At 67.2% G+C, this 22,168-nt stretch carries 19 protein-coding genes; 12 read left to right on the forward strand and 7 right to left on the reverse strand.

Going from position 1 to position 22,168, the window contains the following annotated elements; genetic code table 11:
• The first annotated feature begins 14 nt into the window (after positions 1-14).
• The 6 genes from ABFA30_RS22150 to ABFA30_RS22175 all read left to right on the forward strand — a co-directional run bounded on the left by ABFA30_RS22150 (position 15) and on the right by ABFA30_RS22175 (position 5,255).
• On the forward strand, positions 15-791 hold the full coding sequence (locus ABFA30_RS22150; protein WP_410045952.1) for an ABC transporter ATP-binding protein: 777 nt from the start codon (positions 15-17) through the stop codon (positions 789-791).
• The gene (locus ABFA30_RS22155; RefSeq protein WP_410045953.1) at positions 788-1,756 is read left to right on the forward strand and encodes an ABC transporter substrate-binding protein; all 969 of its coding nucleotides are present in this window, start codon (positions 788-790) and stop codon (positions 1,754-1,756) included. The genes ABFA30_RS22150 and ABFA30_RS22155 overlap by 4 nt, the downstream gene beginning before the upstream one ends.
• On the forward strand, positions 1,756-2,778 hold the full coding sequence (locus ABFA30_RS22160; RefSeq protein ID WP_253080122.1) for a FecCD family ABC transporter permease: 1,023 nt from the start codon (positions 1,756-1,758) through the stop codon (positions 2,776-2,778). The genes ABFA30_RS22155 and ABFA30_RS22160 overlap by 1 nt, the downstream gene beginning before the upstream one ends.
• A gap of 186 nt (positions 2,779-2,964) precedes the next feature.
• Entirely contained in the window at positions 2,965-3,132 is a 168-nt protein-coding gene (locus tag ABFA30_RS22165) for a hypothetical protein (protein ID WP_225787818.1), read from the forward strand.
• Between the two features lie 377 nt (positions 3,133-3,509).
• The gene (locus ABFA30_RS22170) at positions 3,510-4,802 is read left to right on the forward strand and encodes an MFS transporter (protein WP_368815699.1); all 1,293 of its coding nucleotides are present in this window, start codon (positions 3,510-3,512) and stop codon (positions 4,800-4,802) included.
• Positions 4,803-4,928: 126 nt separating this feature from the next.
• Positions 4,929-5,255 (forward strand): hypothetical protein, encoded by a 327-nt coding sequence (locus ABFA30_RS22175; RefSeq protein ID WP_368815700.1) that lies wholly within the window; start codon positions 4,929-4,931, stop codon positions 5,253-5,255.
• A 22-nt stretch (positions 5,256-5,277) separates the two neighbouring features.
• Here the strand turns inward: ABFA30_RS22175 and ABFA30_RS22180 are convergent, their stop codons facing one another.
• The gene (locus ABFA30_RS22180) at positions 5,278-6,210 is read right to left on the reverse strand and encodes a LysR family transcriptional regulator (RefSeq protein ID WP_225787821.1); all 933 of its coding nucleotides are present in this window, start codon (positions 6,208-6,210) and stop codon (positions 5,278-5,280) included.
• Positions 6,211-6,334: 124 nt separating this feature from the next.
• Here ABFA30_RS22180 and ABFA30_RS22185 point away from each other — a divergent pair, with 124 nt between their 5' ends.
• Positions 6,335-6,604, forward strand: coding sequence for a DUF2790 domain-containing protein (locus ABFA30_RS22185; RefSeq protein WP_253101438.1), 270 nt, complete (start codon positions 6,335-6,337; stop codon positions 6,602-6,604).
• A 19-nt stretch (positions 6,605-6,623) separates the two neighbouring features.
• On the opposite strand, the gene ABFA30_RS22190 is transcribed toward ABFA30_RS22185, so the two are convergent.
• Positions 6,624-7,319: a tRNA (adenine(22)-N(1))-methyltransferase gene (locus ABFA30_RS22190; RefSeq protein WP_317235046.1), complete on the reverse strand. Its 696-nt coding sequence runs from the start codon at positions 7,317-7,319 to the stop codon at positions 6,624-6,626.
• Positions 7,320-7,489: 170 nt separating this feature from the next.
• Here ABFA30_RS22190 and ABFA30_RS22195 point away from each other — a divergent pair, with 170 nt between their 5' ends.
• The 3 genes from ABFA30_RS22195 to ABFA30_RS22205 all read left to right on the forward strand — a co-directional run bounded on the left by ABFA30_RS22195 (position 7,490) and on the right by ABFA30_RS22205 (position 10,817).
• Positions 7,490-7,870, forward strand: coding sequence for a RidA family protein (locus ABFA30_RS22195; RefSeq protein WP_225787823.1), 381 nt, complete (start codon positions 7,490-7,492; stop codon positions 7,868-7,870).
• Positions 7,871-8,072: 202 nt separating this feature from the next.
• Positions 8,073-10,073: a peptidase U32 family protein gene (locus ABFA30_RS22200; protein ID WP_410045954.1), complete on the forward strand. Its 2,001-nt coding sequence runs from the start codon at positions 8,073-8,075 to the stop codon at positions 10,071-10,073.
• A 189-nt stretch (positions 10,074-10,262) separates the two neighbouring features.
• Complete coding sequence (locus ABFA30_RS22205) at positions 10,263-10,817, forward strand: TetR/AcrR family transcriptional regulator (RefSeq protein WP_225787825.1); 555 nt, start codon at positions 10,263-10,265, stop codon at positions 10,815-10,817.
• A 110-nt stretch (positions 10,818-10,927) separates the two neighbouring features.
• Here the strand turns inward: ABFA30_RS22205 and ABFA30_RS22210 are convergent, their stop codons facing one another.
• The 5 genes from ABFA30_RS22210 to ABFA30_RS22230 form a co-directional block, all read right to left on the reverse strand.
• Positions 10,928-14,062 carry a multidrug efflux RND transporter permease subunit gene (locus tag ABFA30_RS22210; protein WP_410045955.1) on the reverse strand — a complete coding sequence of 1,045 codons (3,135 nt, stop codon included), beginning with the start codon at positions 14,060-14,062 and terminating at the stop codon, positions 10,928-10,930.
• Positions 14,063-14,079: 17 nt separating this feature from the next.
• Positions 14,080-15,219 (reverse strand): MexC family multidrug efflux RND transporter periplasmic adaptor subunit, encoded by a 1,140-nt coding sequence (locus ABFA30_RS22215; RefSeq protein ID WP_225787827.1) that lies wholly within the window; start codon positions 15,217-15,219, stop codon positions 14,080-14,082.
• A 223-nt stretch (positions 15,220-15,442) separates the two neighbouring features.
• Complete coding sequence (locus tag ABFA30_RS22220; protein ID WP_225787828.1) at positions 15,443-16,825, reverse strand: aspartate aminotransferase family protein; 1,383 nt, start codon at positions 16,823-16,825, stop codon at positions 15,443-15,445.
• Between the two features lie 22 nt (positions 16,826-16,847).
• On the reverse strand, positions 16,848-18,338 hold the full coding sequence (locus ABFA30_RS22225) for an aldehyde dehydrogenase (RefSeq protein ID WP_225787829.1): 1,491 nt from the start codon (positions 18,336-18,338) through the stop codon (positions 16,848-16,850).
• A gap of 68 nt (positions 18,339-18,406) precedes the next feature.
• On the reverse strand, positions 18,407-19,255 hold the full coding sequence (locus ABFA30_RS22230) for a helix-turn-helix transcriptional regulator (RefSeq protein ID WP_225787830.1): 849 nt from the start codon (positions 19,253-19,255) through the stop codon (positions 18,407-18,409).
• 338 nt (positions 19,256-19,593) lie between these two features.
• Here ABFA30_RS22230 and ABFA30_RS22235 point away from each other — a divergent pair, with 338 nt between their 5' ends.
• Entirely contained in the window at positions 19,594-20,664 is a 1,071-nt protein-coding gene (locus ABFA30_RS22235; RefSeq protein ID WP_225787831.1) for an enoyl-CoA hydratase/isomerase family protein, read from the forward strand.
• A gap of 16 nt (positions 20,665-20,680) precedes the next feature.
• Positions 20,681-21,832 (forward strand): acyl-CoA dehydrogenase family protein, encoded by a 1,152-nt coding sequence (locus ABFA30_RS22240; protein WP_253080126.1) that lies wholly within the window; start codon positions 20,681-20,683, stop codon positions 21,830-21,832.
• The last annotated feature ends 336 nt before the right edge of the window (positions 21,833-22,168 follow it).

Raw genomic sequence — 22,168 nt, forward strand, 5'->3', positions numbered from 1 at the left:
ACGGTCGCTCACCCATGTCTTTGCCTACCCTGCGCATCGAAGGCCTGCACTGGTCACCGTCACCCGGCGAACGCCGGCTGCTCGACGGCATCGACCTTGAGGTCGGCCCTGGCGAGTTCGTCGGCCTGATAGGCCCCAACGGCAGTGGCAAGACCAGCCTGTTACGCTGCGCCTACCGTTTCACCCGGCCAGACAGCGGCCGCGTATCGCTAGAAGGCGAGGACATCTGGCAGCGCCCGCCGCGCTGGGTGGCACAACGCATCGCGGTGATGCTGCAGGAGTTTCCCGAGGACTTCGGCCTGAGCGTGCGCGATGTCGTCGCCATGGGCCGTACCCCGCACCTGGGCTGGTTCCAGGGCGACAGCGAAGCGGCGCTGGTCGATGCCTGCCTGCGCGAGCTGGGCCTGCTGGCCTGCGCCGAGCAGGGCTTCGCCAGCCTGTCCGGCGGGGAAAAGCAGCGGGTGCTGCTGGCCAGGGCACGGGTGCAGCAACCGCGCCTGATGATCCTCGACGAGCCGACCAACCACCTCGATCCGCGCTACCAACTGGCCCTGCTCGAGCACATGCGCGGTACCGGGCTGAGCCTGCTGGCGAGCTTCCACGACCTGAACCTGGCCGCCGCCTTCTGTGACCGGCTGTATGTCATCGAGGCCGGCCGCATCGTTGCCCATGGCACGCCGCAGCAGGTCCTGACCGAACAGTGCCTGGCCCAGGTGTTCGGCGTGCACGCCCTGGTCGATCGTCATCCCCTCGCCTGCCACCCGCGCATCACCTGGATCAGCCCCGCATGAAACGCTTCGTCACCTGCCTGGCCCTGCTGGCCGCCCTGCCCCTCGCCGCTCTGGCCAGCGACTTTCCCCTGACCGTGCACAGTTGCGACCGCGACGTGACCTTCACCCAGCCGCCACAGAGGGCGGTCAGCCACGACGTCAACCTCACCGGCATGCTCCTGGCCCTGGGGCTGCGCGAGCGCATGGTCGGCTACAGCGGCATCAGCGGCTGGAAGAACCTCGACCCGTCGATGCGCCAGGCCCTGGCCGGCCTGCCGGAACTGGCGGCACGTTACCCATCGCTGGAAAACCTGCTGGACGTGGACGCCGACTTCCTGTTCGCCGGCTGGAGTTACGGCATGCACGTGGGCGGGCCGGTCACGCCACAGACGCTGGCGCCCTTCGGCATCCCGGTCTACGAGCTGAGCGAATCCTGTTCGCGGATCATGCCCCAGCGCCAGGCCAGCCTGGAGGACCTGTACCGGGACCTGGACAACCTCGGCAGGATCTTCGCCGTGCCCGCCCAGGCCCAGGCTTTGATCGGCCAACTGCGCCAGCGCATCGCCCGGGTGACGGCCCAACTTGGCGAGGTGCAGCGCAAGCCCCGGGTGTTCCTCTACGACAGCGGCGAGGACCGCCCGACCACCTCCGGCCGCCTGGGCATGCCCCAGGCGCTGATCGAGGCGGCCGGTGGCGAGAATGTGATGGCCGATGTCAACGCCAGCTGGACCGAGGTCAGTTGGGAAAGCCTGGTCGAACGCGACCCGGAGGTGATCGTCATCGTCGACTACGGCCCCACCCTCTGGCAGCACAAGCGCGACGTCCTCCTCAAGCACCCGGCCCTCGGCGAGGTGAAGGCGATTCGCGAACGGCGCTTCGTGGTGCTGTCGTACCTGCAGGTCACGCCCTCGGTGGACAACGCCGTTGCCATCGAGCACCTGGCCGCCGCGCTGCATCCGCAACGGTTCGCCGGGGCGCCGCGCTGATGCCGGTGCGTAGCCCTGCCGGCTATCGCCTGTTGCTGGTCGCACTGCTGGCGGCGCTGGTGTTTTCCTGCCTGCTGTCGCTGGGCTTCGGCGCTGCCCAGGTGCCGCTGGCCAAGGTGCTGGGTATCGTTCTGCAGCAACTGGGCCTGGCCGACGGCGGCGACTGGAGCCGCGGACAGGCGCAGATCGTCTGGCAGATCCGCGCCCCACGGGTCGTGCTCGGCGCGCTGGTGGGCGCCGGCTTGGCCCTGGTTGGCGGCGCCCTGCAGGCGGTGACGCGCAACCCACTGGCCGATCCGCACCTGCTAGGGGTCAGCTCCGGTGCAGTGTTGGGCGCGGTGCTGGTGGTGCTGTTCCTTGGCCCCTTCGCCGGTGCCTTGAGCCTGCCCCTGGCGGCCTTCATCGGCGCCCTGGGCAGCATGCTGCTGGTGCTGGGGGTGGCCAGCCGACGTGGCCGGCTGGAGAGCGAACGGCTGTTGCTGGCCGGGGTAGCGGTGTCCTTCGTGGTCATGGCCCTGGCCAACCTGCTGCTCTACACCGGCGATCCCCATGCCGCCAGCTCGGTCATGTTCTGGATGCTCGGCGGGCTGGGCCTGGCGCACTGGTCGCTGCTGTGGCTGCCGGCCGTTTGTGTGCTGGCCGGCTTCCTCTTGCTGCTCAGCCTGGCCCGCGCCCTCAATGCGCTGATGAGCGGGGAGCAGACCGCCGTCAGCCTCGGCTTCGACACCCGCCGGGTGCGCGCCCAGGTGTTCGTCGGCTGCGCCCTGCTCACGGGCGTGCTGGTGTCGCTGTCCGGGGCGATCGGCTTCGTCGGCCTGATGCTGCCCCACGTGGCCCGCTGGCTGGTGGGCGCCGAGCATCGCCGCCTGCTGCCGGCCTGCGCCGTGCTCGGTGCGCTGTTCGTGGTCTGGGTCGACATGGGCGCACGCACCCTGATCGCCCCCCAGGACCTGCCCATCGGCATCGCCACCGCGGCCATCGGCGGGCTTTTCTTCATCATCCTGTTACGTCGCAGGCCCTGACATGCCCTGTCGATCGCACGGGCGTGAGCGCCGTTGGTCGGTGCCGCAGGCCCGGGCAGGGATCGACAGCCGCCTTGCGCCGCTCTGATGCCATGAGGGGTGGTCAGTGGCTTCGCCCCTCGCGCCTGTTTCCGGCCCGCCCGCCGGCAGGTCTTTTCCCATCGAAGCCAAGCCGAGGAAGCCGTCATGAACGAGACACTGCGAATGGGTGGTGGCAGCGCCCAGGACGACTGGCCAGAACTCGATCCCGAAAAACGCAATGACCGGGCCGACGATCCCGATGTCGACCCCAACCTGACCGAAGAAGAGGACCGGCCTGGCGTGCCAGCCAGTGATCCGGAATCCGGGGCCTGATGGCGTCGGGCCCGTCACCGGTGAATGCGTTGCCCTGACCGGCCCCTTCGTAGGTTTGCCCGCGAAGGGGCCGCCTCGACACCCCACGCACAGGGCTGCGTCGTTTCGCCGCAGGCCCAGGCCCCTTGGGCAAATCCCGCGCAAGGCATAGAATCGCGCCGCCTTTTCACCCGTCGCCTCGTACGGTGGCAACCCGCAGCAACGACAGCGTCCACGCCTGAACACATGATCGCGCATGTGCAACAGGCTCAACCGCCCCGCCCGGCCACCTTCCCCAGGTGCCAGCGGTTGAGTCTTGCCCTGGTCGCATCCTCCCCGGCCAGGCATGCAGGCACGAAAAGGCGCCTATACCGCTTTTCGAATACTTTGAGGTACCTATGTCTGCGCGTCTGCTGGCCATGGCGCTGGCACCCCTGCTCGGGTTGTTCATCGTTGCCCTGGGCAATGGCTTCCTGTCCTCCCTGACCACCCTGCGCCTGGGCGCAGCCGGCGAATCGGCGACGATGATCGGCATCGTCTCGTCGGCCTACTTCATCGGCCTGACCCTCGGGGCGATCTTCAACGACCGGCTGATCCTGCGCATCGGTCACATCCGCGCCTACACCAGCTTCGCCTCGCTGATCGGCGCGACCATCCTCCTGCAGGGCCTGTTCTACGACACCACCTGGTGGTTCGCCTTGCGCCTGGTCAACGGCTGGGCCTCGGTCGGTGTGTTCCTGGTCATCGAGAGCTGGCTGCTGCTGGCCGGCGATGCGAAGATCCGCGGGCGCCTGCTGGCGCTGTACATGATCGCCTTCTACGGCGCCGGCGTGCTCGGCCAGGCGGCCTTGGGCGAGATCACCGGCTGGGGCGACACCGCGCCGTTCATGGTCGCCGGCATGCTGGCCTCGCTGTCGGTGTTGCCGATCGTGATCCTGCCACGGGTGTCGCCGCTGCTGGAGCAGGTCGAGCCGCTCAAGCCCCGCCAGTTGCTGGGGGTGGCACCTACCGGGCTGGTCGGCTGTTTCGGCTCGGGGATCGCCATCGCCGCCGTGTATGCCCTACTGCCGCTGTACCTGCAGCGCATCGGCCTGGACGTGGGCGAGGTCGGCAACATGATGGCCTGGGTGATCCTCGGCGCGATGCTGCTGCAATACCCGGTGGGGCGTTGGTCCGACCGCAAGGACCGCCAGGACGTGCTGATCGCCCTGGGCGCGCTGTGCACGGTGCTGTCGGTGGTGATCGTGCTGCTGCCGCCTGCTTCGGCGCTGCTGCCGGCCATGCTGTTCCTGCTGGGCGGCGGCGTGTTCGCCCTCTACCCGGTGGCGGTCAGCCATGCCGCCGACCGGGCACCGGCCGATGCGCTGGTGCCGATGATCCAGGGCTTGCTGCTGATCAACTCACTGGGCTCGGCCCTGAGCCCGCTGGCCATCTCGCCGGTGATGACTTCCTACGGCGAGGCTGGGCTGTTCTGGGCCTTCGCGGTGGTCAACCTGTGCATGGTGACCTTCTTCCTCTGGCGTCGCGGCAAGCGCCCGGCGCCCGAGCACCCCGCCCCGTTCGCCCCGTCGACGACCTTCTCGCCGACCGGTGCCGAACTGCGGGTGACGGAGGACCTGATGCACGCGGCGCAGGAGCATCCGCCGATGGCGGACGCCCTGGGTGGGGAAAACCCTGTGCCGGTCAAGTAGGCTGGGCTTGGTGTTCCTGGGGCCGCTCTGCGGCCCCAACTGGCATGACCACCCGTCGCCCTGCGGGCACCCCACCCTCACTCCGACAGCCGAACGAATGACGATCATCCCCACAGGAGATTCATCATGGTCCGTATTCGTCCGCTCTCCTTCCTCCTCGCCCTCGGCCTGGGTATCGCCTCCACCGCCAGCCTCGCCGCCACCGACGTGAACGGCACCGGCGCCCAGCCTCAGACCGAACACGCCTCCGGCGACCACTCCAAAGGCAGCACCGCTGGCGAAGGCAGCAGCACCAATACCCCCGGCGGCACCCAGGGCAACGACAGCAGCGACAGCGCTAGCCAGCCCGACGCGGTCGATGGCCGCACGGGTGGCTCGGGCAGTACGGGCGAAGCCACCGGCTCGGGCGCCGGCAGCTCCGGCGGCACCGCCGAGGACCAGGACAGCCGCTAATGGCTAGCGGGCGGGGCGGCGCTCAGCGCCAGTAGCGTGGCTCGTCCACCACCCGCTCGTGCTCCGCGAACAGCAGCGGCAACTGCTCCTTGAGAAAGTCCAGCCAGGTGCGCACCTTGGCATCCAGGTAATGCCGCGACGGATAGATCGCGTAGATCTCCCGCTGACGCAGCCGGTGTGGCGCCAGCAAACGGCACAGGCGCCCCTCCTCGATGGCCTGGCTGGCCGAGTAGTACGGCAGCAGGCCCACCCCCATCCCCAACTCGGTGGCCTTGAGCATGGCATCGGCCACATTGGTGAGGAAGGTGTCCTGGGGCACGATCACGCAGCTCTCCGGCGCCTGGCCGAACGCCCAGTCCTCTTCGAACAACGGGTCCACGGTGCGCAGGCAGATGTGCTGGTGCAGGTCTTCCGGCCGCTTGGGGACCCCGTGGCGGGCCAGGTAGTCCGGCGAGGCGCAGAGGATGCTGTAGATGCTGCCCAGGGGGATGGCGATCAGTTGGGAGTCCGGCAGGCCCTGGCCCATGGTGATCACCACGTCGTGCCCCTCCGCCAGCGGGTCCGGATTGCGCTGGGAGAGGGTCAGCTCCATCACCACTTCGGGGCAGGATGCGTTGTAGCGGGCGACCAGCGGCATCATCAGCAGGCCCAGGCCGTGGGTGCAGTGGAAACGCAGGTGGCCACGGGGCGTGAGGTGGGCGCCACGCGCTTCGTCGACGGCCTCCTCGGTCAGCAGCATGATCTGCCGCGAGCGCTCGAGGAAGCGCTCGCCCGCCTCGCTCATGCGCAGCCGGCGGGTGGTGCGGTGCAACAGGCGCGTCTGCAGTTGGCTTTCCAGCTCCGCGACGATCCGCGACACCTGCGCCGCCGAGATGTCCAGGGCGTTGGCGGCCGCGGCGAAACTGCCGCACTCCACCACCCGGGCAAAGGTTCGCATGGCATGCAGCATATCCATGATTGCGTCGCTCCCTCAGGCCTATTCGTACATTCCGGGCAGGAATCTATCACGAAATAGCCCATTTATTGTGAATGACCAATGAATACATCATTAGTCATACATTCAAGATAAGGAGCCCATCATGAAACGCTCGATCGCTTTCCTTGCCCTGTTCGCCTCCCTTGCCTCGTTCGGGGCCTTTGCCGAGCAGGCCGTCAACCCGCCGGTCACCGCCAGCAGCGAGACCTACGAATACGGCATGCCGCTGGACATCGCCAAGGTCGTTTCCATCACCCCCGCCAGCAATGCCGCCGATTGCCAGGTGGGCACCGCGCACATGGTGTATGTCGACCATCAAGGCCAGACCCGCGAGATCGACTACCGGGAAATGGGCAACTGCTCGCAGCTCTGACACCCTGCCGCCCGCCGCTTCACGCCAGTAACTGCTCGATCCACCGCACCTGCATCGCCACTTCCTGCGCCTTCTCCTGCGGCACCGCCTGTCGCGCACGGGCGAAATGCGCCATGACCCGCCGCTTGCGCTTGAGGTTCAGGCCCCATTTGGCGAGGAACGCCGGGCTGCGCTGCTGCATCAGCAAGGGGCCGAAATACAACTCCTGGGGGGAGTACGCCACCGCTGTGCAACGCTCGGCCACGATGATCTCGTAGGTGAATTCGTTTTCCTCCAGCAACTCCTCGCAAAGGATGCGGTAGCCGTTTTCCATCAGCCATTCGCGCAGGGTCCCTTCGCGCACGTTGGGCTGCAGGACCAGGCGCTCCCGACCGCTCAGGCGATGTTTGCCGCGCTCGAGGATCTCGCGGATCTTCTCGCCGCCCATGCCGCAGAGGCTGATGGTGCTGATGCGATCTTGCGGCTCGATGGCCTCCAGGCCGTCGGCCAGGCGCACACTGATCCTGTCGTCCAGGCCGTTCTTGCGCACCTTGCGCTCGGCGGAGCGAAACGGCGTGAGCGCCGCCTCGCCGGCCACGGCGGCCTCGATATGCCCACGCAACATCAAGGCCACGGGCAGGTAGCCATGGTCCGAGCCGATATCGGCCAGGCGCGCTCCGGCCGGCACGTGCGCGGCCACGCGCTCCAGGCGCATCGACAATGTCTGTTCGTTCAACCCTCGCCCCTTCTTCACGACAAGCACCCGGCACGCTCGGCCGGATCGGGCCGCGATTCTGACGGCCAATGCCGTGCATTTCAAATCCTGGCGACCGGGGCCAGCGCTCGACCCGCCCTGGCCGCTCGCGTAGGCTTGCGGGTTTCCTTCCGTTGCAAGGTTCAACCCCCATGGCAAACGCAGATATCACCTTCATCCCCGACACCGACCCGGCGTCCATCTCTTCCGATGTCGCCGACTTCAACGGCCTGCTGGTGACCACCCAGGTCCCCACCCGAGCCGACGGCAGCCTCGAGCTGGGCGGTATCGTCGAGCAGAGCGAATGCACCCTGCAATCGCTCAAGGACGCCCTCGAGCGCGCCGGCAGTTCGATGGACCGGGTGCTGCACCTGACCATCTACCTGACCGACATGGCCGACCGCGCGGCGTTCAACGAGGTCTACCAACGCTTCTTCGCCAAGCCCTGGCCGGTACGCGCTGCCGTCGGCGTGGCGTCGCTGGCCTATGAGGGCATGCGCGTGGAAGTGACCGCGATGGCGGCCAAGGCCTGAATTGCGCGCCTTGTTCGCGGGCAAGCCCGCTCCCTGGTCCGAGTCGATCACCTGTGATGGGGTCGGCAGGATCGTGTGGGAGCCGGCTTGCCGGCGATCGGCTGCGCAGCCGCCGCGGGCCCACCGGGCAGGCCAAGGGTGCCGCCGGGCCATTTCGCCGCTACAATGCGCGCCTTGACCGTGACAGCCCGACCATAACGACATGTCCCTTCCAAAGAACCACCTGGAACTGCTCAGCCCTGCCCGTGACGTGGCCATCGCCCGCGAGGCGATCCTGCACGGCGCGGATGCCATCTATATCGGCGGCCCGAGCTTCGGCGCACGCCACAATGCCTGCAACGAAGTCAGCGATATCGCCCAACTGGTGGAGTTCGCCCATCGCTACCACGCGCGGGTATTCACCACCCTCAACACCATCCTCCACGACAACGAGCTCGAACCGGCCCGCCAGCTGATCCACCAGCTGTACGACGCCGGCGTCGACGCGCTGATCGTCCAGGACCTGGGGGTGATGGAGCTGGACATCCCGCCGATCGAGCTGCACGCCAGCACCCAGACCGACATCCGCACCCTGGAGCGGGCCAGGTTCCTCGACCAGGCCGGTTTCTCGCAGCTGGTCCTGGCCCGCGAGCTGAACCTGCAGCAGATCCGCGCCATCGCCGACGAGACCGAGGCGGCCATCGAGTTCTTCATCCATGGCGCCCTGTGCGTGGCCTTCTCCGGCCAGTGCAACATCTCCCATGCGCAGACCGGCCGCAGCGCCAACCGCGGCGACTGCTCCCAGGCCTGCCGCCTGCCCTACACCCTCAAGGACGACCAAGGCCGCGTGGTCGCCTTCGAAAAGCATCTGCTGTCGATGAAGGACAACAACCAGAGCGCCAACCTGCGCGCCCTGGTGGACGCCGGCGTGCGTTCGTTCAAGATCGAGGGCCGCTACAAGGACATGGGCTACGTGAAGAACATCACCGCCCATTACCGCCAACTGCTCGATGCCATCCTCGACGACCGCCCGGACCTGGCCCGCGCCTCCAGCGGGCGTACCGAGCATTTCTTCGTGCCAGACCCGGACAAGACCTTCCACCGTGGCAGCACCGACTATTTCGTCAGTGCGCGCAAGATCGACATCGGCGCCTTCGACTCGCCGACCTTCACCGGCCTGCCGGTGGGCGTGGTGGAAAAGGTCGGCAAGCGTGACCTGCAGGTGCTCACCGAGGTGCCGCTGACCAACGGCGACGGCCTCAACGTACTGGTCAAGCGCGAGGTGGTGGGTTTTCGTGCCAACATCGCCGAGCCCAGGGGCGAATTCGAGGAAGACGGCCAGAAGCGCTACCGCTACCGCGTCGAGCCCAACGAGATGCCCGAGGGCCTGCACCGCCTGCGCCCGAACCACCCGCTGTCGCGCAACCTGGACCACAACTGGCAGCAGGCGCTGCTGCGCACCTCTGCCGAGCGCCGTGTCGGCGTGGCCTGGAACGCCGTGCTGCGCGAGGCGCGCCTGGAACTGACCGCCACCAGCGAGGAAGGTGTCAGCGTGCAGGTCGCCCTGGAGGGCCCGTTCGGCGTGGCCAACAAGCCGCAGCAGGCCCTCGAGCAGTTGCACGACCTGCTCGGCCAACTGGGCACCACCCCGTACCACGCCACCGCCATCGCGCTGGACGCGCCCCAGGCGTACTTCATCCCCAACTCGCAGCTCAAGGCCCTGCGCCGCTCGGCCATCGAGGCGCTGACCGAGGCACGGGTCAAGGCCCACCCTCGCGGCCGGCGCAAGGCCGAGACCGACCCACCGCCGGTCTACCCCGAGTCGCACCTGTCGTTCCTGGCCAACGTCTACAACCAGAAGGCCCGCGACTTCTACCAGCGCCATGGGGTGGAGTTGATCGACGCGGCGTTCGAGGCCCACGAGGAACACGGCGAAGTGCCGGTGATGATCACCAAGCACTGCCTGCGTTTCTCCTTCAACCTCTGCCCCAAGCAAGCCAAGGGCGTCACCGGCGTGCGCACCAAGGTCGCGCCGATGCAACTGGTGCATGGCGATGAGGTCCTGACCCTGAAGTTCGACTGCAAGCCCTGCGAGATGCATGTGATCGGCAAGATCAAGGACCACATCCTCGACCTGCCGACCCCGGGCAGCGCCGTGGGCCAGGTGGTCGGGCACATCAGCCCGGAAGACCTGCTCAAGACCATCGTGCGCGCACCGCATTGAGCCGCAGGGTTCTGCGCTGACTGAAAGTGCCTTGTGCATGGGGCTGGGTAATCCCCAGCCCCATGCCTGCATTTTTTGGCCAGGCACGGAACCAGAATGTCTCAAATGACACCTTTCTTGCCCGAATGAGTTGAAGCTACCCGCAATTTCTGCACAATGCGATGAATGCGAGCAACGCGAGGCCTCCCGATGCACCCCACGCCCCACGACGAACGCCTGCTCAAGGCATTGGCCCATGCCCTCGTCGTCCACCCCCGGGCCACCCTGAAGGCGCTGGCCGAAGCGGCCGGCGTCAGCAAGGCCACCCTGCACCGTTTCTGCGGCACCCGCGACAACCTGGTGAACATGCTCGAGCACCACGGCGAGCAGGTACTCAACGAGGTCATCGGCAAGGCCGACCTGGAGCACGCCGATCCGCTGGCGGGGCTGCGCCACCTGATCGCCGAACACCTCAAGCACCGCGAGATGCTGGTGTTCCTGATGTTCCAGTACCGCCCGGACACGCTGCTTGGCGGCGACAACCAGCGCTGGCGTGCCTACACCCAGGCGATGGACGCTTTCTTCCTGCGTGCCCAGCAGTTGGGGGCACTGCGCATCGACATCAGCGCGGCGGTGTTCACCGAGATGTTCCTCAGCATGATCTACGGCATGGTCGATGCCGAGCGGCGCGGGCGGGCGGCCAGTGCCAACTCGGCGCAGGCGCTGGAGCAATTGTTCCTGCAAGGGGCGCAAGCCAGGGCTTGATGGTGGGCATGGGGCTGCTTTGCAGCCCCAAAGACTGCCAGGCACAAAAAAGGCCCCTGAACACCAGGTCCAGGGGCCGAAGCGGTTGGATTTCCCAACCAAAGGAGCCGTTACGGGTGCTCGATCTCGGTCGCACGCTCGCTTTGCACACCCCTGCGCCTTAGCAGCGACAATACCCAGACAAAGCAGATAGGCACGAACACCACTCCCAGCAAGGTAGCGCTGAGCATGCCGCCGATCACCCCGGTGCCGATCGCCCGCTGGCTGGCCGCGCCGGCCCCGGTGGCGATGGCCAGGGGCACCACGCCGAGGATGAACGCCATGGAGGTCATGACGATTGGCCGCAAACGCAGGCGTGCAGCCTCGATGGCCGCCTCGCGCAGGCCACGGCCCTGCTCCCGCAGCGCCTTGGCGAACTCGACGATGAGGATGGCGTTCTTCGCCGCCAGGCCGATGATGGTGATCAGGCCGACCTTGAAGTACACATCGTTGGGCAGGCCGGTGGCCATCACCGCCAACACCGAGCCCAGGGCGCCGATCGGCACGATCAGCATCACCGTCAGCGGGATCGACCAACTCTCGTACAGCGCCACCAACAACAGGAACACCACCAGGATGGCCAGGGCGAACAACTGGCTGGCCTGGCCGCTGGAGACCTTCTCCTGGTACGACAGGCCCGTCCAAGCGTAGCCGATGCCCTCCGGCAACTCGCCGACCAGACGCTCCAGCTCGGCCATCGCCTGGCCGGTGCTGTAGCCCGGCGACGCGTCGCCGGTGATGCGGATCGCCGGGTAGCCGTTGTAGCGCACGATCTGCACCGGCCCCTCCTCCCAACGGGTACTGACGAAGGCACTGAACGGCACCTGCTGGCCATCGGCATTGGGGGCATAGAGGCGCAGCACGCTTTCCGGGGTCATGCGCTCGCCCTGCTCGGCCTGCACCACCACCCGCTGCTGGCGGCCGGCGTTGCTGAAGTCGTTGATCACTTGGGAGCCGAAGGCGGCGGACAGCGTGCTGTTGATGGTTTCGAAGGTCACGCCCAGGGTGCGGGCCTTCTCCCGGTCGATCTCCAGCCGCAGTTGCGGTGCCTCGGCCAGGCCTTCCATCATCGCGTAGAGGATCACCGGGTTGCCGTTGGCCTGCGCCAGCAAGCGGTCACGCGCCGCCAGCAGGGCCTCGCGGCCAAGCCCGCCACGGTCCAACAGGCACAGGGAGAAGCCGCCGGCATTGCCCAGGCCATCGATCGGCGGTGGGTTGACCGCGGTGATGGTGCCATCGCCGTGCCCGGCGAAGTGCGCATTGACCGCCGCCGCCTCGGCGTCCGCCGATTGCTCGGCACTGCGTTCGGACCAGTCCTTGAAGGTCGGGAAGGCCAATGCGGCGTTCTCGCCCATGCCGGAGAAACTGAAACCGCTGACCAGGAAAGCCGACGCCAACGCCTCGCGCGACATCAGGAACTGCTCCAGGGCCTGGCCGGTGGCGTCGGTTCGCACGCGGCTGGCGCCCGGCGGCAACTGCACGTCGACGATGGCATAGCCCTGGTCCTCCACCGGCACGAACGACTCCGGCAGGCGCAGGTAGAAGTAGCCGAGCATGGCGACGATCCCGGCATAGACCAACATGTAGCGCCCGGCGCGCTTGACCAGCGCGCTGTTCATGCCCGAATAGCGTTCGGTCAGCCGGGCAAACCCACGGTTGAAGGCGCCGAAGAAGCCGCGCTTCTCATGGTGGCCCTGGGGGATCGGCTTGAGCAGCGTGGCGCACAACGCCGGGGTGAAGGTCAGGGCCAGGAACCCGGAAAACAGGATCGACACCGCCAGGGACAGGGAGAACTGCTGGTAGATCACGCCCACCGAGCCAGACATGAACGCCAGCGGCAGGAACACCGCCGCCAACACCAGGGTGATGCCGATGATCGCCCCGGACACCTGCCCCATCGCCTTGATGGTCGCGGCCCCGGGTGCCAGGCCCTCCTCGGCCATGATCCGCTCGACGTTCTCCACCACCACGATGGCGTCGTCCACCAGGATGCCGATAGCCAGGACCATGCCGAACATGGTCATCATGTTCACCGAGAACCCCAGCAGCTTCATGACCATCAAGGTACCGAGCAGGCACACCGGCACCACGATCGACGGGATCAAGGTGTAGCGGATGTTCTGCAGGAACAGGAACATCACCAGGAACACCAGGACCATGGCTTCGATCAAGGTATGGATGACCTTCTCGATGGCCACGTCGACGAAGCGCGAGGTGTCGTAGGGCACGGAATACTCGACGCCCTCGGGGAAGAACGCCGACAGCTCGGCCAGGCGCTCCTTGACCAGCGCGGCGGTCTGCAGGGCGTTGGCGCCCGGCGCCAGTTGCACCGCACCGGCCACCGCCGGCTTGCCATCGAGGCGCGAGGAGAAGTTGTAGCTCTCCAGGCCGACCTCCAGGCGCGCCACATCGGCCAGGCGCACCTGGGAGCCGTCCGGGTTGGCGCGCAGGACGATGCGGCCGAAGGCCTCGGGGTCGTCCAGGGTGCCGTGCACCGCCAGGGTCGCGGTCAGTTCCTGCTCGCTGCTGCCGGGTGCGCTGCCGAAGCTGCCGGCGGGCACTTGCACGTTCTGCCCACGGATGGCGTTGCCCACGTCGTCGATGGACAGGCCATAGCCCACCAGCTTCTGCGGATCGACCCACACGCGCATGGCCGCTTCCGAGGAGAAGAACTGCAGCTTGCCGACACCCGGCACCCGGCGCAGCTCGTTGTTGATGTTGCGCGCGGCGTAGTCGCCCAAGGCTGTGGTGTCGCTGCGACCGGCGCCCTCCTTGTAGCTCAGCGCATAGACCAGCAAGAAGCCCGCGCTGGTCTGTTCCACCTCGATACCCTGGGTGGTCACGGCCTGCGGCATGCGTGCCTCGGCCTTCTTCAGGCGGTTCTGCACGTCGACCTGGGCCAGCTCCGGATCGGTGCCGGGCTCGAAGGTCACCACCACCTCGGCGATGCCATTGGCGTTGTTGGTGGATTCGAAGTACAGCAGGTGCTTGGCGCCGTTGAGCGACTCCTCGATGATGCTGGTCACCGACTCCACGAGCACTTTCGCCGAAGCGCCAGGGTAGGTGGCGGTGATGGTGATCTGTGGCGGCGCCACGTTGGGGTACTGGGCCACCGGCAACGACGGGATCACCAGCAAGCCCGCCAGGGAAATGAACAACGCCACGACCCAGGCGAAGTTCGGCCGTTCGATGAAGAACCTGGACATCTGTGCTTACCCCCGCCTCACCGCGCCGCGGCCTGTTGTACCTGGGCCGGCGACACCGGCATGCCCGGCGCAAGACCGGCCGGGCTGCCGACGATGACCTGGTCGCCCGGGCGCAGGCCCTCGGTGATCTGCCAGCGGGCGCCGTGCATGGCGCCGGTGCGCACCTCGCGCGCCTCGGCCAGGCCGTCGGTCCCCACCAGCATGACCCGTGCCTCGCCATCGCTGCCGCGCCGCACGGCGCGTTGTGGCACGAGGATGGCCTGGTGGTCGGTGCCCTGCGGGGTGCGCACGCGCACATACATGCCGGGCAGGAGAATACCGTCGGCATTGTCGAAGCGCCCCCGCAGGATCACCTGGCCGGTACCACGGTCCACCGCCACGTCGGTGAACAGCAGTGAGCCCTGGCGCTCATAGTCGGTGCCCTCGACCCGCACGCTGAGCGCCTGGTCGTCGCCCGCGGCGAGCACACCGTCCTTGAGCGCCTGGCGCAAGCGCAGGGCCTCGGCGGCCGGCTGGGTGAAATCGACGTAGATCGGATCGAGCTGCTGGATGCGCGCCATCAGCGTGGCATCGCCCTGCCCGACCAGCGCCCCTTCGGTGACCAGGGCACGGCCGATACGTCCGGAGATCGGTGCCTTGACCGTGGCGTAGCCCAGGTTCAGGCGCGCGCTTTCGACATCCGCCTGGGCCGAGCGCACCGTGGCCTGGGCGCTGTGCAGGTCGGCGCTGGCCGTGTCGAAGTCCTGCTGGCTGACCGCCTGGATCTTCACCAGTGGCGCGTAGCGGCGCACCCTGGCCTGGGCCTCGAGCATGACCGAGCGTGCCCGCGCCAGCTCGCCTTCGGCGCGCGACAGGGCCGCCTTGAACGGTGCCGGGTCGATCTGGAACAGCACGTCCCCGGCCTTGACGTCGGCCCCTTCCTCGAAGCGCTTGTGCAGGACGATGCCGGCCACCCGGGCGCGGACTTCCGCCACCCGCATCGGTTCGACCCGGCCTGGCAAGGTCGAGGCCAGGGCCAGCGGCTCGCTGGCCACCGTGACGGTTTCCACGGGATAGGCCACTTCCGCCGCCGGTGGCGTTTCGGCCTGGTCGCAGCCGGCCAGGACGACCGTCATGGCCAGGCAGCCGGCCATCCCTATTGCACGTAAATTGCTCATGATTCACCCGAGCCTTCGATAAAAACGGCCCGAATGATATGGGTGAAACCTCAATGAGTCAATTTTGTCTCATTTGATATATTTGTGAAGAATTGTGAAGACTGGGGCTGCTTTGCAGCCCATCGCCGGCAAGCCGGCTCCCAACAGAGATAGCGCCCAACTTCAGGGTGGCGCTATATCTGGGAGCCGTCTTGCCGGCGATGGCCCGCCAAACGGCCCCTTCTTACAGCAGCCCCAGCCCCCGCGCGGTACGATCCACGGCGATCCGGGTCTTCTCCACCAGCTCATCGATATCGCCGCGGCTGGCCACCAGCGCCGGCGCCATGATCATCCGCCCCAGGGTCGAGCGAATGATCACCCCTTCCTCGAAGCCATAGGTCCGGCACTGCCAGGCCAGGTCGTTCTCGTTGGCGTAGCGCTTGCGGGTGGCCTTGTCCTCGGCGAACTGCAGCGCCGCCACCAGCCCGGTGCCCTGGATCTCGCCGATCAGCGGATGCTCGCCGAACACCTCGCGCAGGCAACGCTGCAGGTAGGGGCCGGTATCGTCCTTGACCCGGCGCACGATGCCTTCGTCGCGCAAGGCCTTGAGGTTGGCGATGGCCACCGCCGCCGCCACCGGGTGGCCGGAATAGGTCAGGCCGTGGGCGAACACCCCGCCCCGCTCCACCAGCGCCTCGGCGATGCGCTTGCTCAGCACCAGCCCGCCCATGGGCACGTAGCCGGAGGTCAGGCCCTTGGCGATGGACAGGGTGTCCGGCTCGAAGCCAAAGTGCTGGTGGGCGAACCATTCGCCGGTACGGCCGAAGCCGCCGATCACCTCGTCGGCGCACAGCAGCACGTCATACTGGCGGCAGATGCGCTGGATCTCGGGCCAGTAGCTTTCCGGCGGGAAGATCATGCCACCGGCGCCCTGGAACGGCTCGGCGATGAAGCCGGCGACATTCTCGGCGCCCAGCTCGAGGATCTTCTCCTCCAGTTGCAAAGCACAGCGGCGACCGAACTCGGCCGGACTCAGGTCGCCCCCTTCGGCGTACCAGTACGGCTCGTCGATGTGCGCAACATCAGGGATCAAGCCACCCATCTCGTGCATGAACTTCATTCCGCCCAGCGCAGTGGCCGCCAGGGTCGAGCCGTGGTAGCCGTTCCAGCGGCCGATCATGATCTTCTTGCTCGGCTGGCCAACCACCTGCCAGTAGCGGCGCACGGTACGGATCAGCACCTCGTTGGATTCGGAGCCCGAGTTGGTGTAGATCGCGTGGCTGTAGTGCCCCGGCAGCAGGCTGAACAGCAGTTCGGACAGTTCGATCACCGCCGGGTGAGTGGTGTGGAAGAACATGTTGTAGTACGGCAACTGGTCCATTTGCGCGGCAGCGGCGGCGGTCAGGTCCTTGCGGCCGTAGCCGAGCTGGGTGCACCACAGGCCGGACATGCCGTCCAGGTAGCGCTTGCCGTCGTTGTCCCACAGGTGCAGGCCCTCGCCACGGACGATGACCCGTGGGCCTTCGGCGTTGAGCGCCTTCTGGTCGAGGAAGGCATGGATGTGGTGGGCGGCGTCGGCGGACTGGTAGTCACGGGTTTCGCGTTGAGGCTGGAAAGAAGCGTTCATTGTTGTTCTCCGTGGAGGGGTATCAGCGCAGTTGGAACCAGGTGGTCTTCAGTTGGGTGTATTTGTCGAAGGCGTGCAGCGAGAGGTCGCGACCGAAGCCGGACTGGCGGCCGCCGCCGAAGGGCACCGCCACGTCCAGGGCATCGACGGTGTTGACCGACACGGTGCCGGCCTTCAGGCGCCGAGCCACGCGATGGGCACGGTTGAGGTCGTCGCTCCACACCGAGGCGGCCAGGCCGTAGACGCTGTCGTTAGCCTGGCGCACGGCTTCGTCCTCGTCGTCGAAGGCGCTGATCGCCAGCACCGGGCCGAAGATCTCCTCGCGGGCCAGGGCCATGCCCGGCTGCACGTCGCTGAACACGGTCGGGGCGATGAAGTTGTCCGAGCCGTTGATACGCAGGCGCTCACCGCCGCACAGCAGGCGTGCACCGTCGGCCCTGGCCTGTTCGATGGCGGCGCAGATACGGGCGCTCTGCCCGGCATCGACGATGGCCCCGGCGCGGCTGGCCGGGTCCAGCGGGTCGCCCGGCAGCCAGTCGCGGGCCTTGGCCAGCAGGCGCTCGACGAATGCGTCGTGGATCGAGCGCTGCACGTACAGCCGGGAGTTGGCCGAGCACACCTCGCCCTGGTTGAAGAAGATGCCGAAGGCCGCCTTTTCGGCCGCCAGGTCCAGGTCGCGGCAGTCGTCGAACACCAGGTTCGGGCTCTTGCCGCCGCATTCCAGCCACACCTGCTTGAGGTTGGATTGCGCCGAATACTGCATGAAGTACTTGCCCACCTGGGTGGAGCCGGTGAACACCAGGCAATCCACGTCCGGGTGCAGGCCCAGCGCACGCCCGGCCTGCTCGCCCAGGCCGGGTACCACGTTCAGCACGCCCTCGGGCAGCCCGGCCTCCAGGGCCAGCTCGGCCAGGCGCAGGGCCGAGAACGGCGATTGCTCGGCCGGCTTGAGCACCACGCTGTTGCCGGCGGCCAGCGCCGGGGCGACCTTCCAGGCGGCCATGTCCAGCGGAAAGTTCCACGGCACCACCGCGCCGACCACACCCAGGGCCTCACGGGTGATGGTGGCCAGGGCGTCGGCAGCGGTGGGCGCCACCTGGTCGTAGAGCTTGTCCAGCGCCTCGCCGTACCAGGCGAAGACATTGGCCGCGCCGGGCACGTCGATGTTGTAGGCATCCATCACCGGCTTGCCCATGTTCAGCGAATCGAGCAGCGCCAGTTCCTCGCGGTGGGCCAGCATCAGCTCGGCCAGGCGCAGCAGTACGCGCTTGCGCGCCGTCGGCGCCATGCGTGCCCAAGGCCCCTGTTCGAAGGCGCGACGGGCCACGCGCACCGCCTGGTCGATCTCCGCCTCGCCGCAGGCGGCGACCTGGGCCAGTAGCTGGTTGGTCGCCGGGTTGATCGCCTCGAAGGTGACGCCCGAGCGGGCGGCCACGGGGCGGCCGTCGATCAGGGCCGTGTCGATGAAGCTTTGCCGTGCAGCACGCTGCTGCCAATCGCTCAATGTATGCACGCAGGACTCCCTGCCGGCCGCCGCGGCGGCCGGTCGTTGTGGTGGTTCGGGTAAGGTGACGCGGTGGCTCAGCGCCTTCGCAGGTAACTTTCCAGCGGGTCCTTGCTCAAGCCTTCCTGGGCCTGGGCCAGGGCGTCGATGAACAAGGAGAACAGCTCGGACTGCTTGGCGATGTCCAGCTTGGTGTAGAGGTTCTTGCGGTGGGTCTTGACCGTGTCTTCGCTGATGCCCAGGCGCTCGGCCAGGGAGCGGGTCGAGTGGCCGCGCAGCAGGTACTGGGCGACGCGGCACTCGCGCTCGGTCAGCAAGGACGAACCGAAGTTGTTCAGCGCCGCGTTGATCTGCCGGCCCAGGGCGCTTTCGAAGCGTCCGCCCAACGCGTCGGCATCCAGGCGCCCCCAGTGCCGCTGCACCACCGCCTGCACCCAGGGGGCCACGCACTTGAGGTCGCCGACCTGCTGGCTGGCCAGGCGCCGGGTGCTGCCCAGGGCCACGGCGATGGACAGGTGCGCACCGAGGGGGACGATGTAGTTGAGTTCGTCCTCCAGGTGCGCGTGCTGGTAGAACGACAGGTAGTACTCGCTGCGCTTGAAATGGTCGGGGGCGACATCGCTCAGGCGATAGCAACCGGGTGCGATGCCGTCCATGCAGGCGCGGTAGAACGGGCACAGCAGGTAGTAGCCGTCGAGGTACTTCTGCACATTGCCCTCGGGCAGCCAGGGCCCTTCTTCGTCCTTCTCGAACAGCGCCGAAGGCAGCCCCTTGCGTGGGTAGAGGAAGACGGTGATGGCCTGGGAGGGGGCCAGGCAGTTGAGCGCGGCGAACAGGGCCTCGACGAAGCCGGGCGTACCGATGGCATCGATGACACGGGCCATCTGCGCGTACCAGTCGGGCGATTTCAGCCGGTCTTTGCTCATGTTCTTGTTCCCCGCCAGGGTTATCGTGGCCAGGATTGTTTCACGCAGCGCACGGCTCGACCATCACCCTTCAGGGTGAGCCGGCGCAGGCCGCTCCGATCGAACGGAGCAGCCCACCATCCCGATGGCCTATCCACGAAAGTAGTACCTTGTTCGCCCGTGTCACAGGGCTAAAGTGGCAATACCCGGTCCGGAGGCGGCACCCATAAGGCAAAAATGCAGGAACACCCTGCAGATTTGCCGATTGTGCCGCGCAAATTCGCATGCCAGGATCCTGCGATCCTCCAGCGAACTCCAGACTTCACTTGGAAAATCAATAACAAAGCAGGGAGAACGCGATGACCGCGCACGCTCAAACCTCGGCAACGGAGCATGTCCTGGCCGAAGTTCGCAACCACATTGGCCACCTCACCCTCAACCGCCCCGCCGGCCTCAATGCCCTGACCCTCGACATGGTGCGCAGCCTGCAGCAGCACTTCGACCACTGGGCGCAGGATCCGCAGGTGCATGCCGTGGTGCTGCGCGGCGAAGGCCCCAAGGGCTTCTGCGCCGGTGGCGACATCCGCTCGCTGCACGACAGCTTCAAGGCCGGCAATGCCTTGCACAGCACCTTCTTCGTCGAGGAATACGCCCTGGACCTGTGCATCCACCGCTACCGCAAGCCGGTGCTGGTGCTGATGGACGGCTTCACCCTGGGCGGCGGCATGGGCCTGGCCCAGGGCGCCGACCTGCGCGTGGTCACCGAACGCAGCCGCCTGGGCATGCCGGAGGTGGCCATCGGCTACTTCCCCGACGTAGGCGGCAGCTACTTCCTCTCGCGCCTGCCAGGGGAGCTGGGTACCTACCTCGGGGTCAGCGGTACCCAGGTCCAGGCTGCCGATGCGTTGTACTGCGGCCTGGCCGACTGGTACCTGCCCAGCGAGAAGATCACCGCCCTGGATGCCGCCCTCGACCGCCTGAGCTTCAGCGACCATCCGCTCAAGGACTTGCAGGGGCTGCTCGCCAAGCTCGGCACCCAGGTGCTGGACGATGCGCCCCTGGCCAAGCTGCGCCCGGTGATCGACCACTTCTTCGCCCTGCCCGACCTGCCCAGCATCATCGAGCAACTGCGCGCCGTGAGCATCGGCGACAGCCATCCCTGGGCCCTGGCCACTGCCGACCAGCTGGAAAGCCGCTCGCCCCTGGCCATGGCGGTTACCCTGGAGATGCTGCGCCGTGGCCGGCACCTGGGCCTGGAGGAGTGCTTCGCCATGGAACTGCACCTGGATCGCCAGTGGTTCGCGCATGGCGACATCATCGAGGGCGTGCGCGCCCTGATCATCGACAAGGACAAGCAGCCACGCTGGAACCCGCCGACCCTCGCCGGGCTGACGCGCCAGCGGGTCGAACAATTCTTCGAAGGCCTGTGAGCCGGGGAGTACACAGATGCAAGACGTGGAACTGAGCGAAGAACAGATCATGATCCGCGACATGGCCCGGGACTTCGCCCGTGGCGAGATCGCGCCCCATGCCCAGGCCTGGGAGAAGGCCGGCTGGATCGACGATGGCGTGGTGCGCAAGATGGGTGAGCTGGGCCTGCTCGGCATGATCGTGCCGGAGGACTTCGGCGGTAGCTACACCGACTATGTCGCCTACGCCCTGGCGGTGGAGGAAATCGCGGCAGGCGATGGTGCCACCGGTGCCCTGATGAGCATCCACAACTCGGTGGGTTGCGGCCCGCTGCTGGCCTACGGCACACCCGAGCAGCAGCAGGCCTGGCTGCCACGCCTGGCCAGTGGCGAGGTGATCGGCTGTTTCTGCCTGACCGAGCCCCAGGCCGGCTCCGAGGCCCACAACCTGCGGACCCGCGCCGAGCTGGTGGATGGCCACTGGGTGATCAACGGGGCCAAGCAGTTCGTCAGCAATGCCCGCCGCGCGGGACTGGCGATCGTCTTCGCGGTCACTGACCCGGAGCTGGGCAAGAAGGGCCTGTCGGCCTTCCTGGTACCCACCGACAACCCGGGCTTCAAGGTCGACCGCAGCGAGCACAAGATGGGCATCCGCGCCTCCGACACCTGCGCGGTGACCCTGGACGACTGCCGCATCCCCGCCGCCAACCTGCTCGGCGAGCGCGGCAAGGGCCTGGCCATCGCCCTGTCCAACCTCGAGGGTGGGCGCATCGGCATCGCCGCCCAGGCGCTGGGGATCGCCCGTGCCGCGTTCGAGGCGGCCTTGGCCTACGCCCGCGATCGCGTGCAGTTCGGCAAGCCGATCGCCGAGCACCAGAGCATCGCCAACCTGTTGGCCGACATGCAGGTCCAGGTCAATGCCGCACGCTTGCTGATCCTGCATGCCGCGCGCCTGCGCAGTGCCGGCAAGCCATGCCTGTCCGAGGCGTCCCAGGCCAAGCTGTTCGCCTCTGAGATGGCCGAGCGGGTGTGTTCCATGGCGATCCAGGTGCATGGCGGGTATGGCTACCTGGAGGACTATCCGGTGGAGCGCTACTACCGGGACGCACGGATCACCCAGATCTACGAAGGCTCGAGCGAGATCCAGCGGATGCTGATCGCGCGGGAGCTGAAGCACTACCCGCTTTAACCGAGCTGCAAGCTACAAGCTGATCGGCGCAGAATGTCAGGGCTGTGCTCGGCTCGTACAGGCGCCGTCTGCTTTTTCTTGCAGCTTGCAGCTGCCAATCAACGCCATAGCATTTATCCATTGAACGCAACGCTAAAGGTGCAGTAAGCTCGGGACCATTCACTGGAGAGCATCATGACCCACAGCCTTCGCAACCACGCCAACCACACCGGTCGCACCCCGCGCCCAGTGCTGGCCGTTGCCGGTCGCCAGGTCGTTGCCAGCTTTTATTTTGGGTATTGGTTTAGCCACTAGGCGCCGCTGATACCCACACGGCGCCCACCTTCGAGGGGCCGC

Origin of the sequence: Pseudomonas sp. HLMP (genome assembly GCF_046365545.1) — a bacterium.
Classification (GTDB): Bacteria; Pseudomonadota; Gammaproteobacteria; order Pseudomonadales; family Pseudomonadaceae; genus Aquipseudomonas; species Aquipseudomonas guariconensis_B.

Bases quoted from the DNA above. Each gene is read 5' to 3' on its own strand.
- ABFA30_RS22150 (WP_410045952.1), top strand. From the start codon at position 15: ATGTCTTTGCCTACCCTGCGCATCGAAGGCCTGCACTGGTCACCGTCA.
- ABFA30_RS22155 (WP_410045953.1), top strand. From the start codon at position 788: ATGAAACGCTTCGTCACCTGCCTGGCCCTGCTGGCCGCCCTGCCCCTC.
- ABFA30_RS22160 (WP_253080122.1), top strand. From the start codon at position 1,756: ATGCCGGTGCGTAGCCCTGCCGGCTATCGCCTGTTGCTGGTCGCACTG.
- ABFA30_RS22165 (WP_225787818.1), top strand. From the start codon at position 2,965: ATGAACGAGACACTGCGAATGGGTGGTGGCAGCGCCCAGGACGACTGG.
- ABFA30_RS22170 (WP_368815699.1), top strand. From the start codon at position 3,510: ATGTCTGCGCGTCTGCTGGCCATGGCGCTGGCACCCCTGCTCGGGTTG.
- ABFA30_RS22175 (WP_368815700.1), top strand. From the start codon at position 4,929: ATGGTCCGTATTCGTCCGCTCTCCTTCCTCCTCGCCCTCGGCCTGGGT.
- ABFA30_RS22180 (WP_225787821.1), bottom strand. From the start codon at position 6,210: ATGGATATGCTGCATGCCATGCGAACCTTTGCCCGGGTGGTGGAGTGC.
- ABFA30_RS22185 (WP_253101438.1), top strand. From the start codon at position 6,335: ATGAAACGCTCGATCGCTTTCCTTGCCCTGTTCGCCTCCCTTGCCTCG.
- ABFA30_RS22195 (WP_225787823.1), top strand. From the start codon at position 7,490: ATGGCAAACGCAGATATCACCTTCATCCCCGACACCGACCCGGCGTCC.
- ABFA30_RS22200 (WP_410045954.1), top strand. From the start codon at position 8,073: ATGTCCCTTCCAAAGAACCACCTGGAACTGCTCAGCCCTGCCCGTGAC.
- ABFA30_RS22205 (WP_225787825.1), top strand. From the start codon at position 10,263: ATGCACCCCACGCCCCACGACGAACGCCTGCTCAAGGCATTGGCCCAT.
- ABFA30_RS22210 (WP_410045955.1), bottom strand. From the start codon at position 14,062: ATGTCCAGGTTCTTCATCGAACGGCCGAACTTCGCCTGGGTCGTGGCG.
- ABFA30_RS22215 (WP_225787827.1), bottom strand. From the start codon at position 15,219: ATGAGCAATTTACGTGCAATAGGGATGGCCGGCTGCCTGGCCATGACG.
- ABFA30_RS22220 (WP_225787828.1), bottom strand. From the start codon at position 16,825: ATGAACGCTTCTTTCCAGCCTCAACGCGAAACCCGTGACTACCAGTCC.
- ABFA30_RS22230 (WP_225787830.1), bottom strand. From the start codon at position 19,255: ATGAGCAAAGACCGGCTGAAATCGCCCGACTGGTACGCGCAGATGGCC.
- ABFA30_RS22235 (WP_225787831.1), top strand. From the start codon at position 19,594: ATGACCGCGCACGCTCAAACCTCGGCAACGGAGCATGTCCTGGCCGAA.
- ABFA30_RS22240 (WP_253080126.1), top strand. From the start codon at position 20,681: ATGCAAGACGTGGAACTGAGCGAAGAACAGATCATGATCCGCGACATG.